Annotated in this window: 18 protein-coding genes; 12 read left to right on the top strand and 6 right to left on the bottom strand. The window is 55.8% G+C overall.

Going from position 1 to position 16,475, the window contains the following annotated elements; translation table 11 throughout:
- The first annotated feature begins 37 nt into the window (after positions 1-37).
- The 8 genes from flgG (at position 38) to flgL (ending at position 8,321) form a co-directional block, all read left to right on the top strand.
- Positions 38-838, top strand: a complete 801-nt coding sequence (flgG, locus tag Fuma_RS02625) for a flagellar basal-body rod protein FlgG (protein WP_077022761.1) — start codon at positions 38-40, stop codon at positions 836-838.
- A gap of 4 nt (positions 839-842) precedes the next feature.
- Entirely contained in the window at positions 843-1,874 is a 1,032-nt protein-coding gene (flgA, locus tag Fuma_RS02620) for a flagellar basal body P-ring formation chaperone FlgA (protein ID WP_077022760.1), read from the top strand.
- A gap of 75 nt (positions 1,875-1,949) precedes the next feature.
- Entirely contained in the window at positions 1,950-2,591 is a 642-nt protein-coding gene (locus Fuma_RS02615) for a flagellar basal body L-ring protein FlgH (RefSeq protein WP_077022759.1), read from the top strand.
- 136 nt (positions 2,592-2,727) lie between these two features.
- Entirely contained in the window at positions 2,728-3,873 is a 1,146-nt protein-coding gene (locus Fuma_RS02610; protein WP_083731752.1) for a flagellar basal body P-ring protein FlgI, read from the top strand.
- Between the two features lie 5 nt (positions 3,874-3,878).
- Entirely contained in the window at positions 3,879-4,295 is a 417-nt protein-coding gene (locus Fuma_RS02605; RefSeq protein WP_077022758.1) for a rod-binding protein, read from the top strand.
- Positions 4,273-4,812, top strand: a complete 540-nt coding sequence (locus Fuma_RS02600) for a hypothetical protein (protein WP_077022757.1) — start codon at positions 4,273-4,275, stop codon at positions 4,810-4,812. Before Fuma_RS02605 ends, Fuma_RS02600 begins: the two co-directional genes overlap by 23 nt.
- 7 nt (positions 4,813-4,819) lie before the next feature.
- Entirely contained in the window at positions 4,820-6,790 is a 1,971-nt protein-coding gene (gene flgK / locus Fuma_RS02595; RefSeq protein ID WP_077022756.1) for a flagellar hook-associated protein FlgK, read from the top strand.
- A 91-nt stretch (positions 6,791-6,881) separates the two neighbouring features.
- Positions 6,882-8,321 (top strand): flagellar hook-associated protein FlgL, encoded by a 1,440-nt coding sequence (flgL, locus tag Fuma_RS02590; protein WP_077022755.1) that lies wholly within the window; start codon positions 6,882-6,884, stop codon positions 8,319-8,321.
- Positions 8,322-8,631: 310 nt separating this feature from the next.
- Here the strand turns inward: flgL and Fuma_RS02585 are convergent, their stop codons facing one another.
- Complete coding sequence (locus tag Fuma_RS02585) at positions 8,632-9,207, bottom strand: MiaE family protein (RefSeq protein ID WP_077028063.1); 576 nt, start codon at positions 9,205-9,207, stop codon at positions 8,632-8,634.
- 182 nt (positions 9,208-9,389) lie between these two features.
- Here Fuma_RS02585 and Fuma_RS02580 point away from each other — a divergent pair, with 182 nt between their 5' ends.
- Complete coding sequence (locus Fuma_RS02580; protein WP_077022754.1) at positions 9,390-9,608, top strand: hypothetical protein; 219 nt, start codon at positions 9,390-9,392, stop codon at positions 9,606-9,608.
- Between the two features lie 131 nt (positions 9,609-9,739).
- On the top strand, positions 9,740-10,531 hold the full coding sequence (locus Fuma_RS02575) for an SDR family oxidoreductase (RefSeq protein WP_077022753.1): 792 nt from the start codon (positions 9,740-9,742) through the stop codon (positions 10,529-10,531).
- A 37-nt stretch (positions 10,532-10,568) separates the two neighbouring features.
- Here Fuma_RS02575 and Fuma_RS02570 read toward each other — a convergent pair whose 3' ends face one another.
- On the bottom strand, positions 10,569-10,931 hold the full coding sequence (locus Fuma_RS02570) for a clan AA aspartic protease (RefSeq protein ID WP_083731751.1): 363 nt from the start codon (positions 10,929-10,931) through the stop codon (positions 10,569-10,571).
- Complete coding sequence (locus Fuma_RS02565; RefSeq protein WP_077022752.1) at positions 10,928-11,179, bottom strand: hypothetical protein; 252 nt, start codon at positions 11,177-11,179, stop codon at positions 10,928-10,930. Before Fuma_RS02565 ends, Fuma_RS02570 begins: the two co-directional genes overlap by 4 nt.
- A gap of 21 nt (positions 11,180-11,200) precedes the next feature.
- Here Fuma_RS02565 and Fuma_RS02560 point away from each other — a divergent pair, with 21 nt between their 5' ends.
- Positions 11,201-11,383 carry a hypothetical protein gene (locus Fuma_RS02560; RefSeq protein WP_077022751.1) on the top strand — a complete coding sequence of 61 codons (183 nt, stop codon included), beginning with the start codon at positions 11,201-11,203 and terminating at the stop codon, positions 11,381-11,383.
- A 31-nt stretch (positions 11,384-11,414) separates the two neighbouring features.
- On the opposite strand, the gene Fuma_RS02555 is transcribed toward Fuma_RS02560, so the two are convergent.
- The 3 genes from Fuma_RS02555 to Fuma_RS02545 all read right to left on the bottom strand — a co-directional run bounded on the left by Fuma_RS02555 (position 11,415) and on the right by Fuma_RS02545 (position 15,426).
- On the bottom strand, positions 11,415-12,833 hold the full coding sequence (locus Fuma_RS02555; protein ID WP_077022750.1) for a hypothetical protein: 1,419 nt from the start codon (positions 12,831-12,833) through the stop codon (positions 11,415-11,417).
- Positions 12,834-12,881: 48 nt separating this feature from the next.
- Complete coding sequence (gene tal / locus Fuma_RS02550) at positions 12,882-13,853, bottom strand: transaldolase (protein ID WP_077022749.1); 972 nt, start codon at positions 13,851-13,853, stop codon at positions 12,882-12,884.
- Between the two features lie 130 nt (positions 13,854-13,983).
- Positions 13,984-15,426 carry a sulfatase family protein gene (locus Fuma_RS02545; protein WP_077022748.1) on the bottom strand — a complete coding sequence of 481 codons (1,443 nt, stop codon included), beginning with the start codon at positions 15,424-15,426 and terminating at the stop codon, positions 13,984-13,986.
- 195 nt (positions 15,427-15,621) lie between these two features.
- Between Fuma_RS02545 and Fuma_RS02540 the strand changes: the two genes are divergently transcribed.
- Positions 15,622-16,404: a class I SAM-dependent methyltransferase gene (locus tag Fuma_RS02540; protein WP_077022747.1), complete on the top strand. Its 783-nt coding sequence runs from the start codon at positions 15,622-15,624 to the stop codon at positions 16,402-16,404.
- Positions 16,405-16,475 lie beyond the last annotated feature (71 nt).

Raw genomic sequence — 16,475 nt, 5'->3', positions numbered from 1 at the left:
AAAACCTGAAACTCGTTCACAACGAAAGTAACTCAGAATGTTACGAGCTCTCTACACCAGCGCCACGGGCATGAAGGCTCAGGAGCTGATGATTGATAACACGGCGAATAACCTGGCGAACGTGAACACTACCGGTTTCCGTAAAAGTCACCTGGACTTTGCTGATCTGGTCTACAACACGATGCGTCAGCCCGGAACAGCCGTCACCAATCAGCAAGTGTCACCAACCGGACTGCAAATCGGTAACGGTGTGCGAGCGGTATCAACGACGAAGCACTTCACGCAGGGAGCCCTCGAACAAACGGGCAACTCGCTGGATGTTTCAATCGAGGGAGACGGCTTCTTCCAACTGCTGCATCCCAACGGCGAATTTCGCTATTCGCGTGCCGGTAACTTTAAGGTCGATGCGAACAGCGGAAACCTGGTCAACCCGGATGGTCTGGTACTAAACCCGGCGATCACGATTACTCAGGGAACTGACATCAGCAAGATCAGCATCGGCAGTGATGGCAGCGTCGAAGGCGTATCGAGCAACAGTTCCGGAACACCAGTGTCGCTCGGACAAATTCAGGTGGTCACTTTCCTAAACGCCGCTGGCCTGTCCAGCGAAGGTTCGAACCTGTTTGCTGAAACACCAGCATCCGGAGCGGCCGTGGTTGGCAACCCCAGCGACGCAGGCTTCGGGCTGCTGCGCCAGGGTTACCTGGAAAATTCCAATGTAGAAGTCGTTACAGAACTAATCTCGCTGATCTCTGCTCAGCGAGCCTACGAAATCAACTCACGAGCCATTCGGGCGGGCGATGAGATGCTGTCGACATCGGCTGATATTGTGAGATAGTTTGATGAAGTTGATCCACGATAATTCAATAAGCCCGGCCTTAACACGACTTGCCACCAGCTTCTGCGCGGCGCTGGTCGCGTTGATGCTGCCAGCGGCCGCGTGCGCAGAATTGATCGTGCAATTGCGTGCAAACCCCGTCGTCGATTGCCGTCAAGTCACGCTGGCCGACGTCGCTGATATTTCGGCAACGACCAATAACGAAGCCGTCATCGCCGGGCAAATAGATCTCGCTGATTTCGACAACACCAAGTCGTCTCTGTTTCTCAATCGGTCGTTCGTGCGCATTCGGCTGATGGTGGCTGGCTGGGGTTCAGATGAACTTCGAGTGTCCGGGCCAGAGAAAATCTTCGTTGAATTCGAAGAACCCGAACCGTTGGCCGATACCGACATCGAAATCGCAGCCACTCGCACGATGCAGCAGATGCTTGGTGTTCCGGAAGAAGAACTGCGTATTCGGTTGGCGAATCCGTTTGTTTCAGCGCTGCCGACACAAATTCGTGAGCGGCCGGATCTGCGAGTCGAAGTGATGCCCCCTTCATCCGCACGGCTGGGCACGTCCAGCTTAAACGTCATGCTGTGGGACGGCGGCAATTTGTTGCTGAAACGAGCTGGAAGGTTTGAAGTGTTGCGACGGCATCGAGTCGCGGTGACTAGAGTTTCGTTGCAGCGCGAATCCACGATCGAAAAATCCAACGTCCAGTTTGAAAATCGATTTCTGGCCACCCGAGCCGATGAACCGACTGACGAAGACATCTACGGACAGCGTGTACGAACGAATCTTGGTCCGGGCGAAGTACTGTCGTTGCGAGACGTCGTCCCGCCCGCTCAGGAACGTGCGGAAGTGGTCGTGAAGAGACGCAGTAAGGTGCGAGTCACGGCTGTGAGCGGTGCTTTGCGAGTTCGTCTGCGACAGGCGGAAGCACTGGAAGACGGACACATCGGCGATTTCATTTCACTACGAAACCTGGATTCCAAAGAAGTCATCACCGCTCGGGTTGTCGCTCCCGGGCAGGCAGAAATCAAACTGCGATAACGCATGGCTGGAAGCCTACGGCGCCCCATACCGCGTCGCAGGCGCCACCCAAACACATACCACGGAAGGTAACCGATGAAACGCAAACCCCTCACTCGACGGCGCATCCTCACACTGGCGTGCGCGGCTCTGGCAGTGCCGGGCATGGACTTTGTGCGAGCCGATTCGCTATGGCGACGCCACCGTCCACAAAAAGCATTCCTGTTTGAAGACTCCCGCGCGCGGCGACCGGGCGACCTGGTGACGATCATCATCAACGAATCGACGGAAGTCCAAAACCGCGAGAACAAGGCGCTGGACAAATCGACAGGCGCCTCCGGCACGTTTGATATCGCCGCGTCTTCAGCCGCAGGATTTGGCGACAGCGCCGCTTCAGCCGCGTTGGACATGAGCAAATCGACGGACCGCAACTTCAGCGGTCAAGCCACCTACCAGAACTCGCGTGAGGTCACAGACCGTATCACAGTGACGGTGGTCAGCGTCACTCCGGCCGGCAACCTTGTCGTCTGCGGCGGTCGGACGATGTCGATCGCTGGCGAAAAACGCACTCTGAAAATTTCCGGCATGGTTCGACCTGTCGATATTGGCCCCGACAACACCGTGAGTTCACGGTTCGTCGCGAACATGCAGACCTCGTATGACGACAGCGGTGCCGAACGCCATTTCACTCGGCAGGGCTGGCTGGGACGCAAGATGAACAAAATCTGGCCGTTTTAACACGGAACGGCGCCAAATAGATCCTTGTGGAATTGGGAGTGCAGTGGCACACAAACCCTCACGACCTGGCCGACACAGCAGAGGCGCCGGTATTCAGACAGCAGGCGACCGATCGAAACTAAGTGAAATCACAACAATGCGGAATTCACGACGACATAAAGCCCTCGCTTTGCTGGCAACGTTCGCGTTGACGCAAGCGTTCATCAGCAGCGCTTCGGCTCAGCTTCGCCCGATGGTGCAGGTTCGTGACATCACCGACATCGCCGGCGAACACCCCAACGAACTCACAGGCCTCGGCCTCGTAACAGGCTTGGACGGCACGGGCGGAAAAAGTGAATCCACAAAGCGAGCGGCGGTGGAAGTCCTGCAAAAAATGGGTTTGCGAGCCGACCCGGAAACGCGTGCCTTAATTCAGCAAGCTCGTGAGAAGACCGACAACATCTCGGTGGTGATTGTCAAAGCCATGCTGAAGCCACACGCCATGCCGGGGCAGCGAATAGACGTCGTGGTGTCCACGCTGGACGATGCCGAAAGCCTGAACGGCGGCCAGCTATTGCGCACTCCGCTGGTTGGCGTGGACGGGCAGGTTTATGCCCTGGCCAGTGGTTCCATCTCTACCAACGGCGGCAATTTTGGAGGCCAGGCGGCCACCATCACAAAGAATCATGCCACGGTCGGCCGCATTCCTAACGGAGCGATCGTCGAACATGAAGTGCCGACGAAGATCATCCACAAAGGCAAATTTCATCTACTGCTGCATGAACCCAGCGTCGAAACCGCCAGTCGTGTTTGTGAAGCGATCAATATGCTGATGCCGGACGTGGCATGGATTGAAACACCGGGCATGGTGTCGGTGCATATCCCTCAGAAGTTTATCGCCGCGCCGTTTCAGTACATCGCCGAATGCCTGAAAGTCCGTATCACGCCCGACGCTCCTGCGCGAGTCATCATCAACGAACGCACGGGCACCGTTGTGTTCACAGAAAACGTGCGACTGTCGCCGATTGCGATTACTCATGGCAATTTGATCGTCCGCACGATGGAGTCACCTCAGGTATCTCAGCCAGAACCGTTCAGCGATGGACAAACCGCCATCGTGCCGCGAACAGAAGTTGACGTCATGGAAGAAACTCGAGCGATCAACGTGATGAGTAACACAAGCACGGTTCACGACCTCGCCGCATCGTTGAACGCTTTGGGCGTGTCACCGCGTGACCTGAGTGCCATATTTCAGATGCTAAAGGAATCCGGCGCGCTGCACGCAGAGCTGGAAATTAAGTAAACCACATGCAAGCCACGACATCAGTTCCTACTACCGTTGACGCTCAGTCACCGTTCTCACAGTTCTCCGAAGCGAATCGCGCGGACGACAAAGCCGCCAAGGTCGCGAAGGAGTTTGAAGCTCTATTTGTGTCGATGATGCTGAAGTCGATGCGGCAGTCCATGTCTGAAGACATGTTCGCCGGCGACAAGAGTGACACATTCGGCGGAATGTTCGATTCCTTTATGGGCGAACACATCGCCGAAAGCGGCGGCATCGGCATGGCAAAAATGATTCAATCGACCGGTATCTCCGGTGGCGACCTGACCCGCGCGTTAAGCGAAATTCAACAGGCGGCCGACCAGGCCGAAGCTGGACAGCGTTCCAGCGGCAACACTCAGCAGATCAAGGCATATCAGAATGCACTCACCATCGGACAATAGCACGAACAGTTTGCAGGACAATCAGCACCACGTGCAGTCGCTGTTGCGTCACTTTGACGCTCAGGAAGCCGCGATGCTGGCCTTCAAAAGTCTGTTAGTTGATATCGGCAACAGTCCCGAAGACGACGTCTCGCACCGCAATCTTCGAATCCGAATCGACGCGGCCAGCGACTTATGTCAGCGGCTGAACCAGGATGCGACGCTGCTGATTCAGACGGCCGCCGCAGCATTCGGAATTCCGCAAACCGACTTTTCTGTGCGCCATCTCATCCGGCTTTACGACGTCAGCGCTCCCGCGATCGCTCAATCGTTAAGGGAATCGCGGCGGCGGCTGTTGCGACTGACGCGGCAGATTCAAGGCATTTCTGCGAACACGGCCTGGGTGTTGTCTGAGAAGCGACAGATACGCCACGCCGTTTTTCAGCACGTGGGCGGCGAAGTGGCTTCTGACCGCTACGACGCATCGGGGCGGCGATCGATGTCGGCTGATTCCGTCAAATTTAACGCAAGGTCATAGGCAGCTCATGCGAGGCTACGAAATTGGACTTTCGGCGCTGCGGACACATTCCACAACGCTGAACGTGATCGGCAACAACATCGCAAACGCCGCGACTCCCGGTTTTCACCGCGAGCGTGTCGACCTGGCCACTCGCGCGCCACAACTGGATGGTCAGCATCTGATTGGGACAGGCGTTGAAATCGCCGGGATTCGTCGAGTCGTCGACGAAGCCACGGACGCTGCGATTCTGCGCAATCAGTCGCTGCTGGGAGCGAGCTCTGCAGATCTGTCGATCGCTGGCGATATTGAATCTCTGTTCACGCCGGGCGACAGTTCGATTCACGAGTACTTCAGCAACTTCTTTAACAAGCTGGAATCCGTCGCGAATTCGCCCGAGGTCCCAACTGTGCGTGGTGAGTTCCTGGCCAGTGCGGAGAACCTGCTGTTTCAGTTTGACAACATCCGCAGTGCGTTACAGACCCAATCGGGAGCTCGACTTTCTGAACTGCGTGATTCCGTTGAGCAGATCAATTCGTCCATCGCCGAAGTCGCGGAACTAAACAAAGAAATCAGGTTTGCGGAGACTCACGATCGCAATCCGAATTCGTTGCTGGATCGCCGTGACCAGATTCTAAACGAACTGGCCGAACTGACAGACGTCAGCATTCGGAAAGATCTAAACGGCAAAGACATCGTCACAATTGGCGGTAGCTTCGGCGCGATTGGTGAGATTCCTTCCACAATTGAAGTTGTTCGAGTGGGCGACAGATGGGATCTGCAGATGTCCGGTTCCGGCCATCCCCTACAACTTGCCGGAGGCAAAGTCGGTGGCTTGCTGAATGCCGTAAACAATGCGATTCCGGATACGCTCGATCGGCTGGAACAACTGGCTCAAACAATCGTAAGCTCGGTTGATCAGCAGCATGCCAAAGGCCTGAAGGATAACGGCGCTCACGACACGCTGCGCGCCAGTCGACGTGTGGAATCGATCAACACTCCACTCGCGTACAGCGGCATTGCGTTCCCTGTGGAGCGTGGCAACGTCACGATCACGGTGACGGATCCGACAACCGGGCATCGCTCGTCACATGCGATCGATGTCGACCCGTATACGGAATCGCTGGCTGACGTGACAGCCAAGTTCGACGCAATTGCTGGCGTCACGGCTGTATTGAACTCAGACAACGGGCGTTTGACGCTGGCGGGCGAGGGTTCAAAGCAGATCGATTTTGCCGGCCGAGTCGACAATGTGCCGGACCTGACGTCGTGGGCGGGGTCGTCTGTTCCTCAGTTTACCGGCAGCTACGAAGGCCCGAATCTCGACACATGGGACATTTCGTTCAATCAATCCGGAACGGTTGGAGTGACCGATGGGCTGGAGGCAACAATCCGCAATTCCAACGGCCAGGTGGTCGCCACGGTGAACGTGGGAACAGACTATGAAGCGAACACCCCGATGGCGATCGCAGACGGCGTGTTCCTGCAGTTTGGCTCCGGCACGATCAACGCCACCGATGTGGCGGACGTCGTGGTGACGCCCGATTCTGACACAACAGGTTTGCTCGCGGCGCTGGGAATCAACAGTCTGTTTTCGGGCGCTTCGATCGGCACTTACGCGTTGAGATCAGACATCGCTGCCGATTCGACTTTGCTGTCGACTTCGACGACCGGTTTCCCCGGCGACGCCAGCAACGTCGCTGCAATGGCCAATTTGCGAGACCTGCGGTTTGGCGTGCTGGATGACCAGACGTTCGTCGAAGAGCTGGCCGACTTCACGGCCGACGTCGGTATGGATGCAGCTCAGGCGGCAAGTCAGAAAGAACAACTTGAAGCATACGGCCAGCGACTGGAAGAAACACAAAACTCCGTCTCCGGAGTCAGCACCGACGAAGAATTTCTGAAGATGCTGGAAGTGGAACGCGCATTTCAGGCGGCGGCGAGGTTCATCAATACGGTGGAAGCGACGTACGACGAAATTATGCAGATTATAAGATAGCAGAGCGAAACGCAGACCGACGAATGCTTTTTTTTCGTTTCGGTGGCTACGGTTTGCCGGTCCTATGAAATAGCAGCTTGGGATAAACACCATGGATTTTCGAGTGACCCCGCGAGTGGGCATTGACCTGGCCACGTCAGAACTGGCCAAACAGGCGGCCGAACTGCAGCGGACTCAGCAACAAATTTCGACCGGCATTCGTCTTCATCGCCCGTCCGACGATCCGGCCGCGACGCGGCGCAGTATTGTCCAGAAAGACAAACTGTCGCGTTTGCAAACGCACGTTGAATCCGTGAACCATGTCAAAGCACGGGTCAGTCAGGCTCACGTGCAGCTGCGCGAAGCTCAGCAATTGTTCGTGAGTGTCCGCGGGATCGCCCAATCGGCCGCGCAGGCTACTGAACCCGCCGAACTGAATGCGCTGGCCAGTGAACTGGAAGGAACGCTCGATCAGTTCGTCAGCCTTGCCAATGCGTCTGACGAATCAGGCTATCTGTTTGCCGGCACAGCGACTCAAACAAAGCCCTTCGCTGTTGAACGCTCAACGGGCATCGACAGCGTTCAATACACCGGCACACCCGCGAATTCTCAACTGCACGTGACCGGCGACATCCCACGCGAAGCACTGACGTCGGGTGACCACGTCTTTCAGTCCGTCGTGCGCGAACCCACCATCATTATTGGCGATACGGGCCTGAGTCCGGGCGTCGGCACCGATACCGCCAAAGCAGAACTGACCGTTACAGTGAGTCACACGGCCACGTCATTCGCCGGGGCGTCCGGAGTGTCAATCGGCGACAGCTCCGTCGGCAGCGATACGCTCGTTGGTATTCACGAACTGACGATCACAGACACCAGTGGCACCGGTGCATCGGGCACGATTACTCTCAACGGAGGTGGCCCGATCGCGTTCACCAACGCTGATACCGATCTGCAGGTACGTGGACCAACTGGCGAACTGATTCATCTGAACACAACAGCGATCACAGCCGGATTCAATGGCACGGTTGCCGTTACAGCCGACGGAACTCTGTCTGTCGACGGCGGTGCGACGACGCAGCCAATTACATTTAGCGACAGCGAAACGATCACAATTCCCGCTAACGGCACCGTCGTCCACTTCGACACGACAACACTTAAGAAAACGGGTGAGGATTCCGTTGAGTTCCCCGGAACGACGGACGCGTTTCAGGTGATGATGGCCTTGCGCGACGATCTGCGAAACACACGCGACCTGACCGGCGACCAGCTTCACGCAGCGTTTAGCCGTCGTCTCGGCGATATCGAACGAATCGAAAATCATCTGCTGGACGAAATCGGTGTCCAGGGTGTCGCACTGCAGCAAATGGAGCGTCTGGAAATTCGTACGGAAGACCAGGAACTCGAACAGAAAATTAAGTACGGCGAAACCGTGAACGCAGACCTAGCAGAAGCGGCCGTCCGCATGCAGGAGCTACTGAACCTGCAACAGTTCACAATGGCATCCATCTCAAAAGTCTTCTCCCAAAACCTCCTCCAGTTCATCCAGTAGGCGGGGCGGCCCGCCGGCCGGTTGGCGTGGTGGGCGGGTGACGGGACAATGGCAGAAGCGCCGGCGGTGCTCCCGTTGGTCGCTGGTGACAACGGCGCGGCGAGGACGTTTGTGCTGTGGTTTTTGTGGCTCGAATCTCCGAGTCGAGCACATTGCGGTCTGCCAGACCTGACAAATACGTCCTACCAAGCCAACCGCTTGCTACAGCGCACTGGCCTGCCAGCGACCAACGGCAGCACCGCCGGCGCTTCAGCTTCCACACCGTCACCCGCCTGCCACGCCAATCGCCCGCCGGTGCGTACCGGCCCGGCTAGGAGTGCATGCGGGGGAGCGGGCAGCCTTCGGTGATGATGGCGGCCTCGGCGGCTGAGAGTTCTTCCAAGCGAGCCCGAACCTCGGCTTCCGGAGCGTAGTGCATGGCGAGTCGGACGTAGGTGGCGTGATGGCGAGCTTCTGATTCGTACAGGCTGCCGTAGAAGGTTGTCAGTTCTTCGTCGTTGACATGGTCGCGCAGCAGGACGAAGCGTTCACAACTGCGAGCTTCAATAAGGCCTGCGATGAGAAGTCGGTCAACGGCTTTGTGAGGTTCCTGACGGCGAGCCAGTTCCTTCAGCTTGCGGCCATAGGTCCCCGGTTTCGACTTATAGAACCGGATATTGCGGCGTTTCAAAATGTCGAGCACCAGGTGAAAGTGCTCAAGTTCTTCGCGCACGATTTCGGTCATTTGGCGAGCCAGATCTTCATATTCGACATAGTCAAACATCAGATCCATCGCGGCGGCGGCCGCTTTTTGTTCGCAATGAGCGTGGTCGATCAGGATTTCGTGCAGGTGCTGGTCGACCTGTTGCAGCCAGCGGTCAGGCGATGTGGAATGAAGGTGTAGCATTCGCGGATGATAGAAAATGGAACCCGCTACGCACAGGATTGTCTTCGCCGATGCCAGATACCGCTTTTGCAGCGGAAGGCTCCGTTCGCAAGATGTTTGCGAATTCGGCTCGCCTTTTGATATAGAAAATCTGTACACTACGCCTTTGAAATTCGAACAACTGTCTTGCAGGAATTCCTTCGGTGGCCAAGAGTAAACAACAGAAGAAAAAAGATCGCGAAAAGCGAGTCGCCAAGCAGAAACTGGCGAATGCAGCGAAACGCCGCGAAGTCGCCAATAAGACGGATGACACGACTTCCGGCATTCCGCGCGGTACCAAAGTTATTACGGCCGGTGTGAAGCAGAAGGCTCAGGTGCAATCACAAAAACCCACGGTCGCTCATCGACGCACGGGCGGCTAGAGCAATTAACTTTTTGATGCGGGCGGTTCGGGCTCGTGGAGAACAGCCTTCATCGTACAATACCGCTTATTACGCGGCCGCAAGTCAGCGAAATTCGCCAAGTCGCGGCATATTCACGGAGGAACAGCGTCATGGAATTACGCGAAAAAGTTGTCGTCGTCACGGGTGGAGGCAACGGAATTGGTGCGGCCCTTTGTCGACGATTTGCGGCGGAACAGGCCGCCAAAGTTGTGGTCTCAGATATCGACATGGCCAACGCCGAAGCTGTGGCCAAAGAAATCGGTGGGCTCGCGATCCAATGTGACGTCGCTGATGAATCGTCGATTCAGGCTCTCGTTAAGCAAACGGTTGACGAATGCGGCCGTATCGACGTGTTCTGCTCCAATGCTGGTATCACAGTTAAAGGTGGCATTGAAAGCCCCAACGAAGACTGGATGCAGATGTGGGACGTGAACGTCATGTCGCGTCTGTATGCCGCTCGTGCAGTCGTGCCCATGATGCTGGAACAGGGCAGCGGCTATCTGGTGCATACCGCTTCAGCCGCCGGCGTGTTGACTGAAATCGGTTCGGCCTCGTATTCGGTGACCAAGCACGCCGACGTCGCGTTGGCCGAATGGCTATCGGTCTGTTACGGCCGTCAGGGCATCAATGTTTCGTGTGTTTGTCCATTGGGAGTGACCACCGACTTTCTGGACAACGACGACCCCATCCACCGTTACCTGCACCTGCACGCGATTACGGCTGACGACGTTGCCGAATCGGTCGTTAACGGGATGCGCGAAAAGCAGTTTCTGATCCTGCCTCATCCGGAAGTGGCCGAGTTCTTCTCATTGAAGACCGACGACCACGACCGCTGGATCCGCGGCATGCAGCGCCTGCGACAAAAGTTGACTCGCGAAATGAAGAAACGCGACGCGGCGTGAGGGTAGCGACTCTGCGATGTGCCGTGACGGTCGTTCGTCAGATCAAATCGACCGTCTTACGCTTATAGCTGACACTTAAATCGTGGCCATCCAGCAACATGGTACCCAGTAATGGATGGGCACCTTCATTCGCCACGATCTGAGTACGGTACTCCTTCCCGAACCACTCAACGTGGCACGTGAAGGTTGGCAACTCGACCTCTTGACCATCCGCAAGAATTGCAGGCGTCGATGAGTATTCCTTGAGTCCTAACCTGTCAATCTCATGACGCGGCAGAACCAGCCCACCGTTAAATGCCGTGTCGATCCATGCGAAGACGGACGATTTTTCGCCGTCTGGTTCACCGCAGACAGACACTTCAATCAACGCTCGCAGGTCGTCATCGACAACTCCTTTCACTGAAACATAACTCCAATGTGCAGCGCTGCGGAATGGCCGATCCGCAAGGTGTGGGTCAGGCGATCCGGGTGGGCGTCAATTGCCTGATTGACCGCATCGTCGAACGTGTTTCCGAGAAAGTACTCGCCGGACTTCGGTTCAATACAAACAAACTTCCCGTGGTCACTTAACTCAAGACGCTCGCGGAGTTGCTCGTCGTACAGTTGTTTTGCTTCGGCAGCAATTCGCTGGGATTCGTCTGATAGCATGTAGGCGTCCTTTTTAGCGAGATGGCTTCATTCTACGGAATCGTCATCACAAGTCACGGCCATTCTCATGCACAGTGCCAGCAGCAACACGGCTGGCGTTTCCATGTGCTGGGCCACGAAGTCTCGCAGCCTGTCGAAATCTGCGGCATGCAGCGTCTGCGACAAAAGTTGACTCGCGAAATGAAGAAACGCGGCGCGGCGTGAACCAGCAAGCTATTGACTGATTCCAAGTGCGTCAGGGCGTTACGTGGAACAAGACCTCACTGCCATCCTTCAGAGGCAGAACAACGTGATCGCCGCGACGTTTAAACTCGGCCTGTAAAGACTTCCACGCCCTTCTCTGCGACTCGCGAAGCACTGGCGCCAGTTCATCGTCCGGAATTCGAAAAAGAGGCGTCACCAACAATCCCAACTCTCTGGCCTGCGGTTGTTCGATGTTGATTGCGGGCGGGAAGCTGGCGTCGACCAGAGCAGCAAGAGGTTCCCGTTGATCAGGGCTGAGCCAAAGTTCTTTGTCGAGCATCGCGGTGACGTACTCGACGATGGCCGTCCGGCGAAATGGACGCTTACGCTGTACATCAATGCTCGACGTGATTTCAGTGATTGCATGTTGCCAGATCAATTCCAGTTCTATTACGCGCACCGACGGCCCGTAAACTTTCCTCGCGATCGTCCCCATGCCTGGTCTATTCAGTCCCTGAATCTGTTTTCCCATCTGCAGCAGGTTGTCGATTGTGATCGTCTGCCATTGAAACAGACACTGTTTCGTGGCTCCCCTCCCTGCGACGACCAGATGTCGCTGTTGACTCTCGGTCAGTGCGAGTTCCTCGTGCATAACCGCGACGCGCTCTTCGACATATTCGGCGAAGTCCGGGAGGTGCTTGTCGCGAAATTCAACGATCACCTCCTTTATACGCTTTTCATCGACAGCATCAATTGGAAGCGGCACACGCGTATTAGGTCGACCGCCACCAACAACTCGGGTGCTGTGGCCGTAAAGGATGCGCTTTTGGCCAGAGTTTAGTACATCTCGCGGCGGCCCCGACAAGAAGAGGTAGCGCTGAGCCGTCGGCAGTATGCTACTCTCTGGAGGGAAGCGGAATATCCCGGATTCTAATTCCAACCGTTTGCGGCGGCTTTCATCCGTCACCAGGCGAACCGCCTCAGACATAGAATCACGCTGCCGATCACTCAGGAAAATCAAGTCGTCCAGCACTGCGATCACGAAGTTCGAATTCACCGACAAGGTCCATCGTTGTCGTTCCGTTGTGGCATCGTGCCAGGCGATTTGTTGTTGATCGCTCAGCATTTCCGGTATTTGCGATCTCATCCATGCGTTGCAAAGGAAGTTTTCGATATTTCTTGAAAGAGTAAACCAAATGGGCGTCGTGCTCGGCAGCGACCTGAATGAACGGACAACGCCCGCCTTCCTCCTTCGGTCTGATGAGTTCTGCAACTCTGCGGCAACAAGCTCCTCAAGCTTTGCTTTCTGTTCTGGTGTCAGATCAAGCTGATTGTCCACCCAGTTACGAAATGCGTCGGCGTGGCTTTTTAGGCGAACTTCAAACTGCTCCACCTTGGCCTGTCGGATGTCCTGCCCCAGAACATTCGCAGATATCCAAAGCATCAGGATCGTCTGTATGAATCGTTTCATTCATCTAATCCTTCACAACAGTGACGCCCGCGCGAAACCGGCCTCCAGCTAAACGGCCGCCGTTTCCATCCGCTGAGCCAGGAACGCTCGCAGCTTGTCTAAGTCGGCTGCGAAGCCTCGAATGCCTTGAGCCAGTTTTTCAGTGGCCATGGCGTCTTCGTTTAACATCCAGCGGAACGTGGATTCGTCCATGTCCACTTTCGCAATGTCCTTTTGCCTGGCCGCGTCGGCGTCCAGTAGCTTCGGCACGTCAGCTTCCAGCGACGACAGTTCGGCCAGCAGGTTGGGGGAAATCGTCAGCAGGTCGCTGCCGCAGAGAGCCATTACCTGCTCTTTGGTACGGAAGCTGGCGCCCATGACTTCTGTTTTGAAGCCGTGATTCTTGTAGTATTCAAAAATGCGAGTCACAGATTCGACGCCCGGATCTTCGTCCACGGGGATATCGTCAACACCGCGATCGGCCTTATACCAGTCGTAAATACGGCCCACGAACGGGCTGATCAAAGTGACCCCGGCGTCTGCGCAGGCGACGGCCTGGCCAAAGCCGAACAGTAGCGTAAGGTTGCAATGGATGCCTGACTGCTCCAGCTTTTCGGCAGCTCGAATCCCTTCCCAGGTGCTGGCTATTTTGATCAGGATGCGATCTGACTGAACTCCCGCGTCGTCATACAACGCAATCAGTTCTTTCGCTTTGGCAACTGTGGCAGCTTCGTCAAAGCTAAGTCGAGCGTCGACTTCCGTGGAGACTCGTCCCGGAATGATCTCCAGAATTTTGCAGCCAAAGTTGACGCTCAATTTGTCGATGATGGCGTTCAATAATTGCTCTTCGCTATGAGCCTGTGCCTGACCATAGCTGATGGCGTCATCTACCAACTGCTGGTACTGCGGCATCTGAGCGGCTTTGTACAACAACGACGGGTTCGTCGTGGCATCCTGAGGCTTGTGCTCGGCAATGGCATCGATGTCGCCCGTATCGGCAACGACGGTTGTGTGCTGCTTAAGTTGATCGAGTGCGCTCATGGATCGGTTTCCTTTAACTTAGAGTTGGCGTTGGTGAAGGTTAAGTGTTGCAAACGCACGGGCCATGACGGAGTGAAGTCGACCAAAGCAGCCCGCCGTTTGCAGAAACTTGCATCTAACTATCGAATGTTTACAGCTGACCTGCAGGGCGAATTCCGGCTCCCTTGACGTTATTGTCGCCAAGATCTCGTCTCATTGCATCCGCCAGCCTGTTCAGCCGCTTCACGACCTCAGGATGCTGGTCGGCCACGTTGGTTGTTTCACCGATATCAGCATCCAGATCAAACAGCTCCAGACCGATTTTCCGCTGAGAATAAGCTGTGGGATTACCGTCCATTCCGCCAGGCTTTCCAGCCATCGTTCGATAGCCGTGAGGGAAGTGCATCTTCCACTTGCCGCTACGAATGGCCTGCAACTGTTTTCCGTAGTAGAAATAGTATGCCTCGTGAGGCGACTTCGCATCATTTTCGCCCGCTATCAGGGGCCAAATGTTCCTGCCGTCAATTTTGTGAGCGGGCAATTCTGCCCCAATCAGGTAAGCAACAGTCGGCAGAATGTCGATCGTCATCGCGGGCTCAGTGCACGTTGTTCCCGCTGGGATCGTCCCCGGCCACCACATCACGCAACTCTCACGGCAGCCGCCTTCGAACATCGTTCCTTTGCCTTCACGAAGCGGGCCTGCGCTGCCCGCGTGGTCGCCGTAACTAAGCCACGGCCCGTTGTCAGATGTGAAGATCACCAGCGTATTATCCTGCAGGTCGTGCTGTCGCAGAGTGTCCAGAATCTGTCCGACGGACCAGTCCACTTCCATCATCACATCGCCAAACAGGCCGCGATCACTCTGGCCTTTGAACTTCTCCGAAACGTAAAGCGGAACATGCACCATGCTGTGAGGCAGATAAACCAGAAACGGTTCCTCTTTATGGTCCTTGATAAACTGAACCGCCTTTTCGGTGTATTGAGTTGTTAGCTGTTCCTGGTCTTTCGGCGAGACTTCTGCATTGATGACTTCATTCTTATCGATCAGCGGAAGATGGGGCCATCTCTCAATGCGTTTTTCCACCGACAGGTGACGCACTCCCGGATGATACGGCCACATGTCGTTGCTGTATGGCAGCCCGAAGTAGTCATCGAAGCCATGCTGCATCGGAAGAAACTTCTTGTGATGACCAAGGTGCCACTTGCCGTAGCAAGCGGTTGCATACCCCTTTTGCTTCGCGATCTCCCCAAGAGTGACCTCATTTTCGTGGATGCCGATCTTTGACTTTGGCCCCAAAGCGCCGCCGATGCCGACACGCACGTTGTAACAGCCGGTCAGCAAACCCGCTCGCGATGCAGAACAGACGGCCTGAGTCACGTAGAAGTCGGTGAAGATCCGCCCCTCCTTCGCCATGCGATCCAGATGCGGCGTGTCATACCCTTCGGCGCCAAACGGCCCAATGTCGGCGTAGCCCATGTCGTCCATAAAGATTACGACAACGTTAGGAGTTTGCTTTGCACTTATAACAGTCGGCCCGCCGACTACGACGAGCAGAGCGAAAACGAAACGCGTCAAATGTGGGAGCAGATTCATGGGCATATCCCGAACGAAAACGGTCAACGAGCGGACCCCAAACCTTAGGGCTCGACGGCCTGAAGAACAAGTCCTGAACGGCAGAACAGATCAGTTGACAAGCAGCCTGCTCGCAGACAATATCTGCGGCCTCTCTTCATATTCACAATCGCCCGACCGCGACGGTCTTTCTCCGCCAGCAAACGAAGTACAACAATGACCTACGCTGTCGACTGCTACGACCATCCACAGTACTGGGACCTGGCTTTTGGTGAAGACACGAAGCTGGAAGCGGACTTCATTGTGGCCGCCGCAAAGAAATACTGCGACTTTGAACCTCAACGATTGCTGGAACCGGGCTGCGGTGGCGGCCGATTGCTGCTCGAACTGGCCAGTCGAGGCTACCTTGTCGAGGGCTGGGATTTGTCCGAAGCGGCCGTGCAATACGCGAATCAGCAGCTCGCAAAACAAAACCTGCAAGGCCAGGCTGCTGTGGCCGACATGCAGAACGCCACACCGACGGAACCTGCCGACGTCGCCTATTGTTTGGTGAACACTTTTCGTCATTTACTGACGGAAGAGAGTGCGATCGCTCACCTAAAAACCGTTGCTGCCGCATTGCGGCCGGGCGGCCTGTACATTGTCGGGATGCATATGCTGCCGCCTGATGCCGATGAAGACGACGAAGAAGAATGGGCGGTAGAAGTCGACGACGTGACGATCGAAATCAAGCTGGACGTCACGTTCTGCTGCCGACGCACGCGGCGCGAAACGCTTCGGTTCGAAATGATCGTGAAGGACTCAGCCGGCCGTCCGCAACACGAATTTCAGACCGACTACGACATGCGGCTTTACGAAGCAGAGGAAGCAAGAAGCCTGTTCGAAAAAGTTGGCGACTTTGAACTGCTGGATGTCTACGACTTCTGGTACGACATCGACGAGCCGCTGGAACTGTCGGACGAACTGGGCGACACAGTGTTCGTTCTCCGCCGAAAGTAGTCGCCCGCACCAAATCCGCGGACGCGATTCGGCGTTTAGCCATCACAAACAAAATCGGTTATCTGCCGCCA

Origin of the sequence: Fuerstiella marisgermanici, from assembly GCF_001983935.1 — a bacterium.
Classification (GTDB): Bacteria; Planctomycetota; Planctomycetia; order Planctomycetales; family Planctomycetaceae; genus Fuerstiella; species Fuerstiella marisgermanici.
Note: the sequence above shows the minus strand (reverse complement) of the source record. Positions and strands in the feature narration are given on the sequence as shown.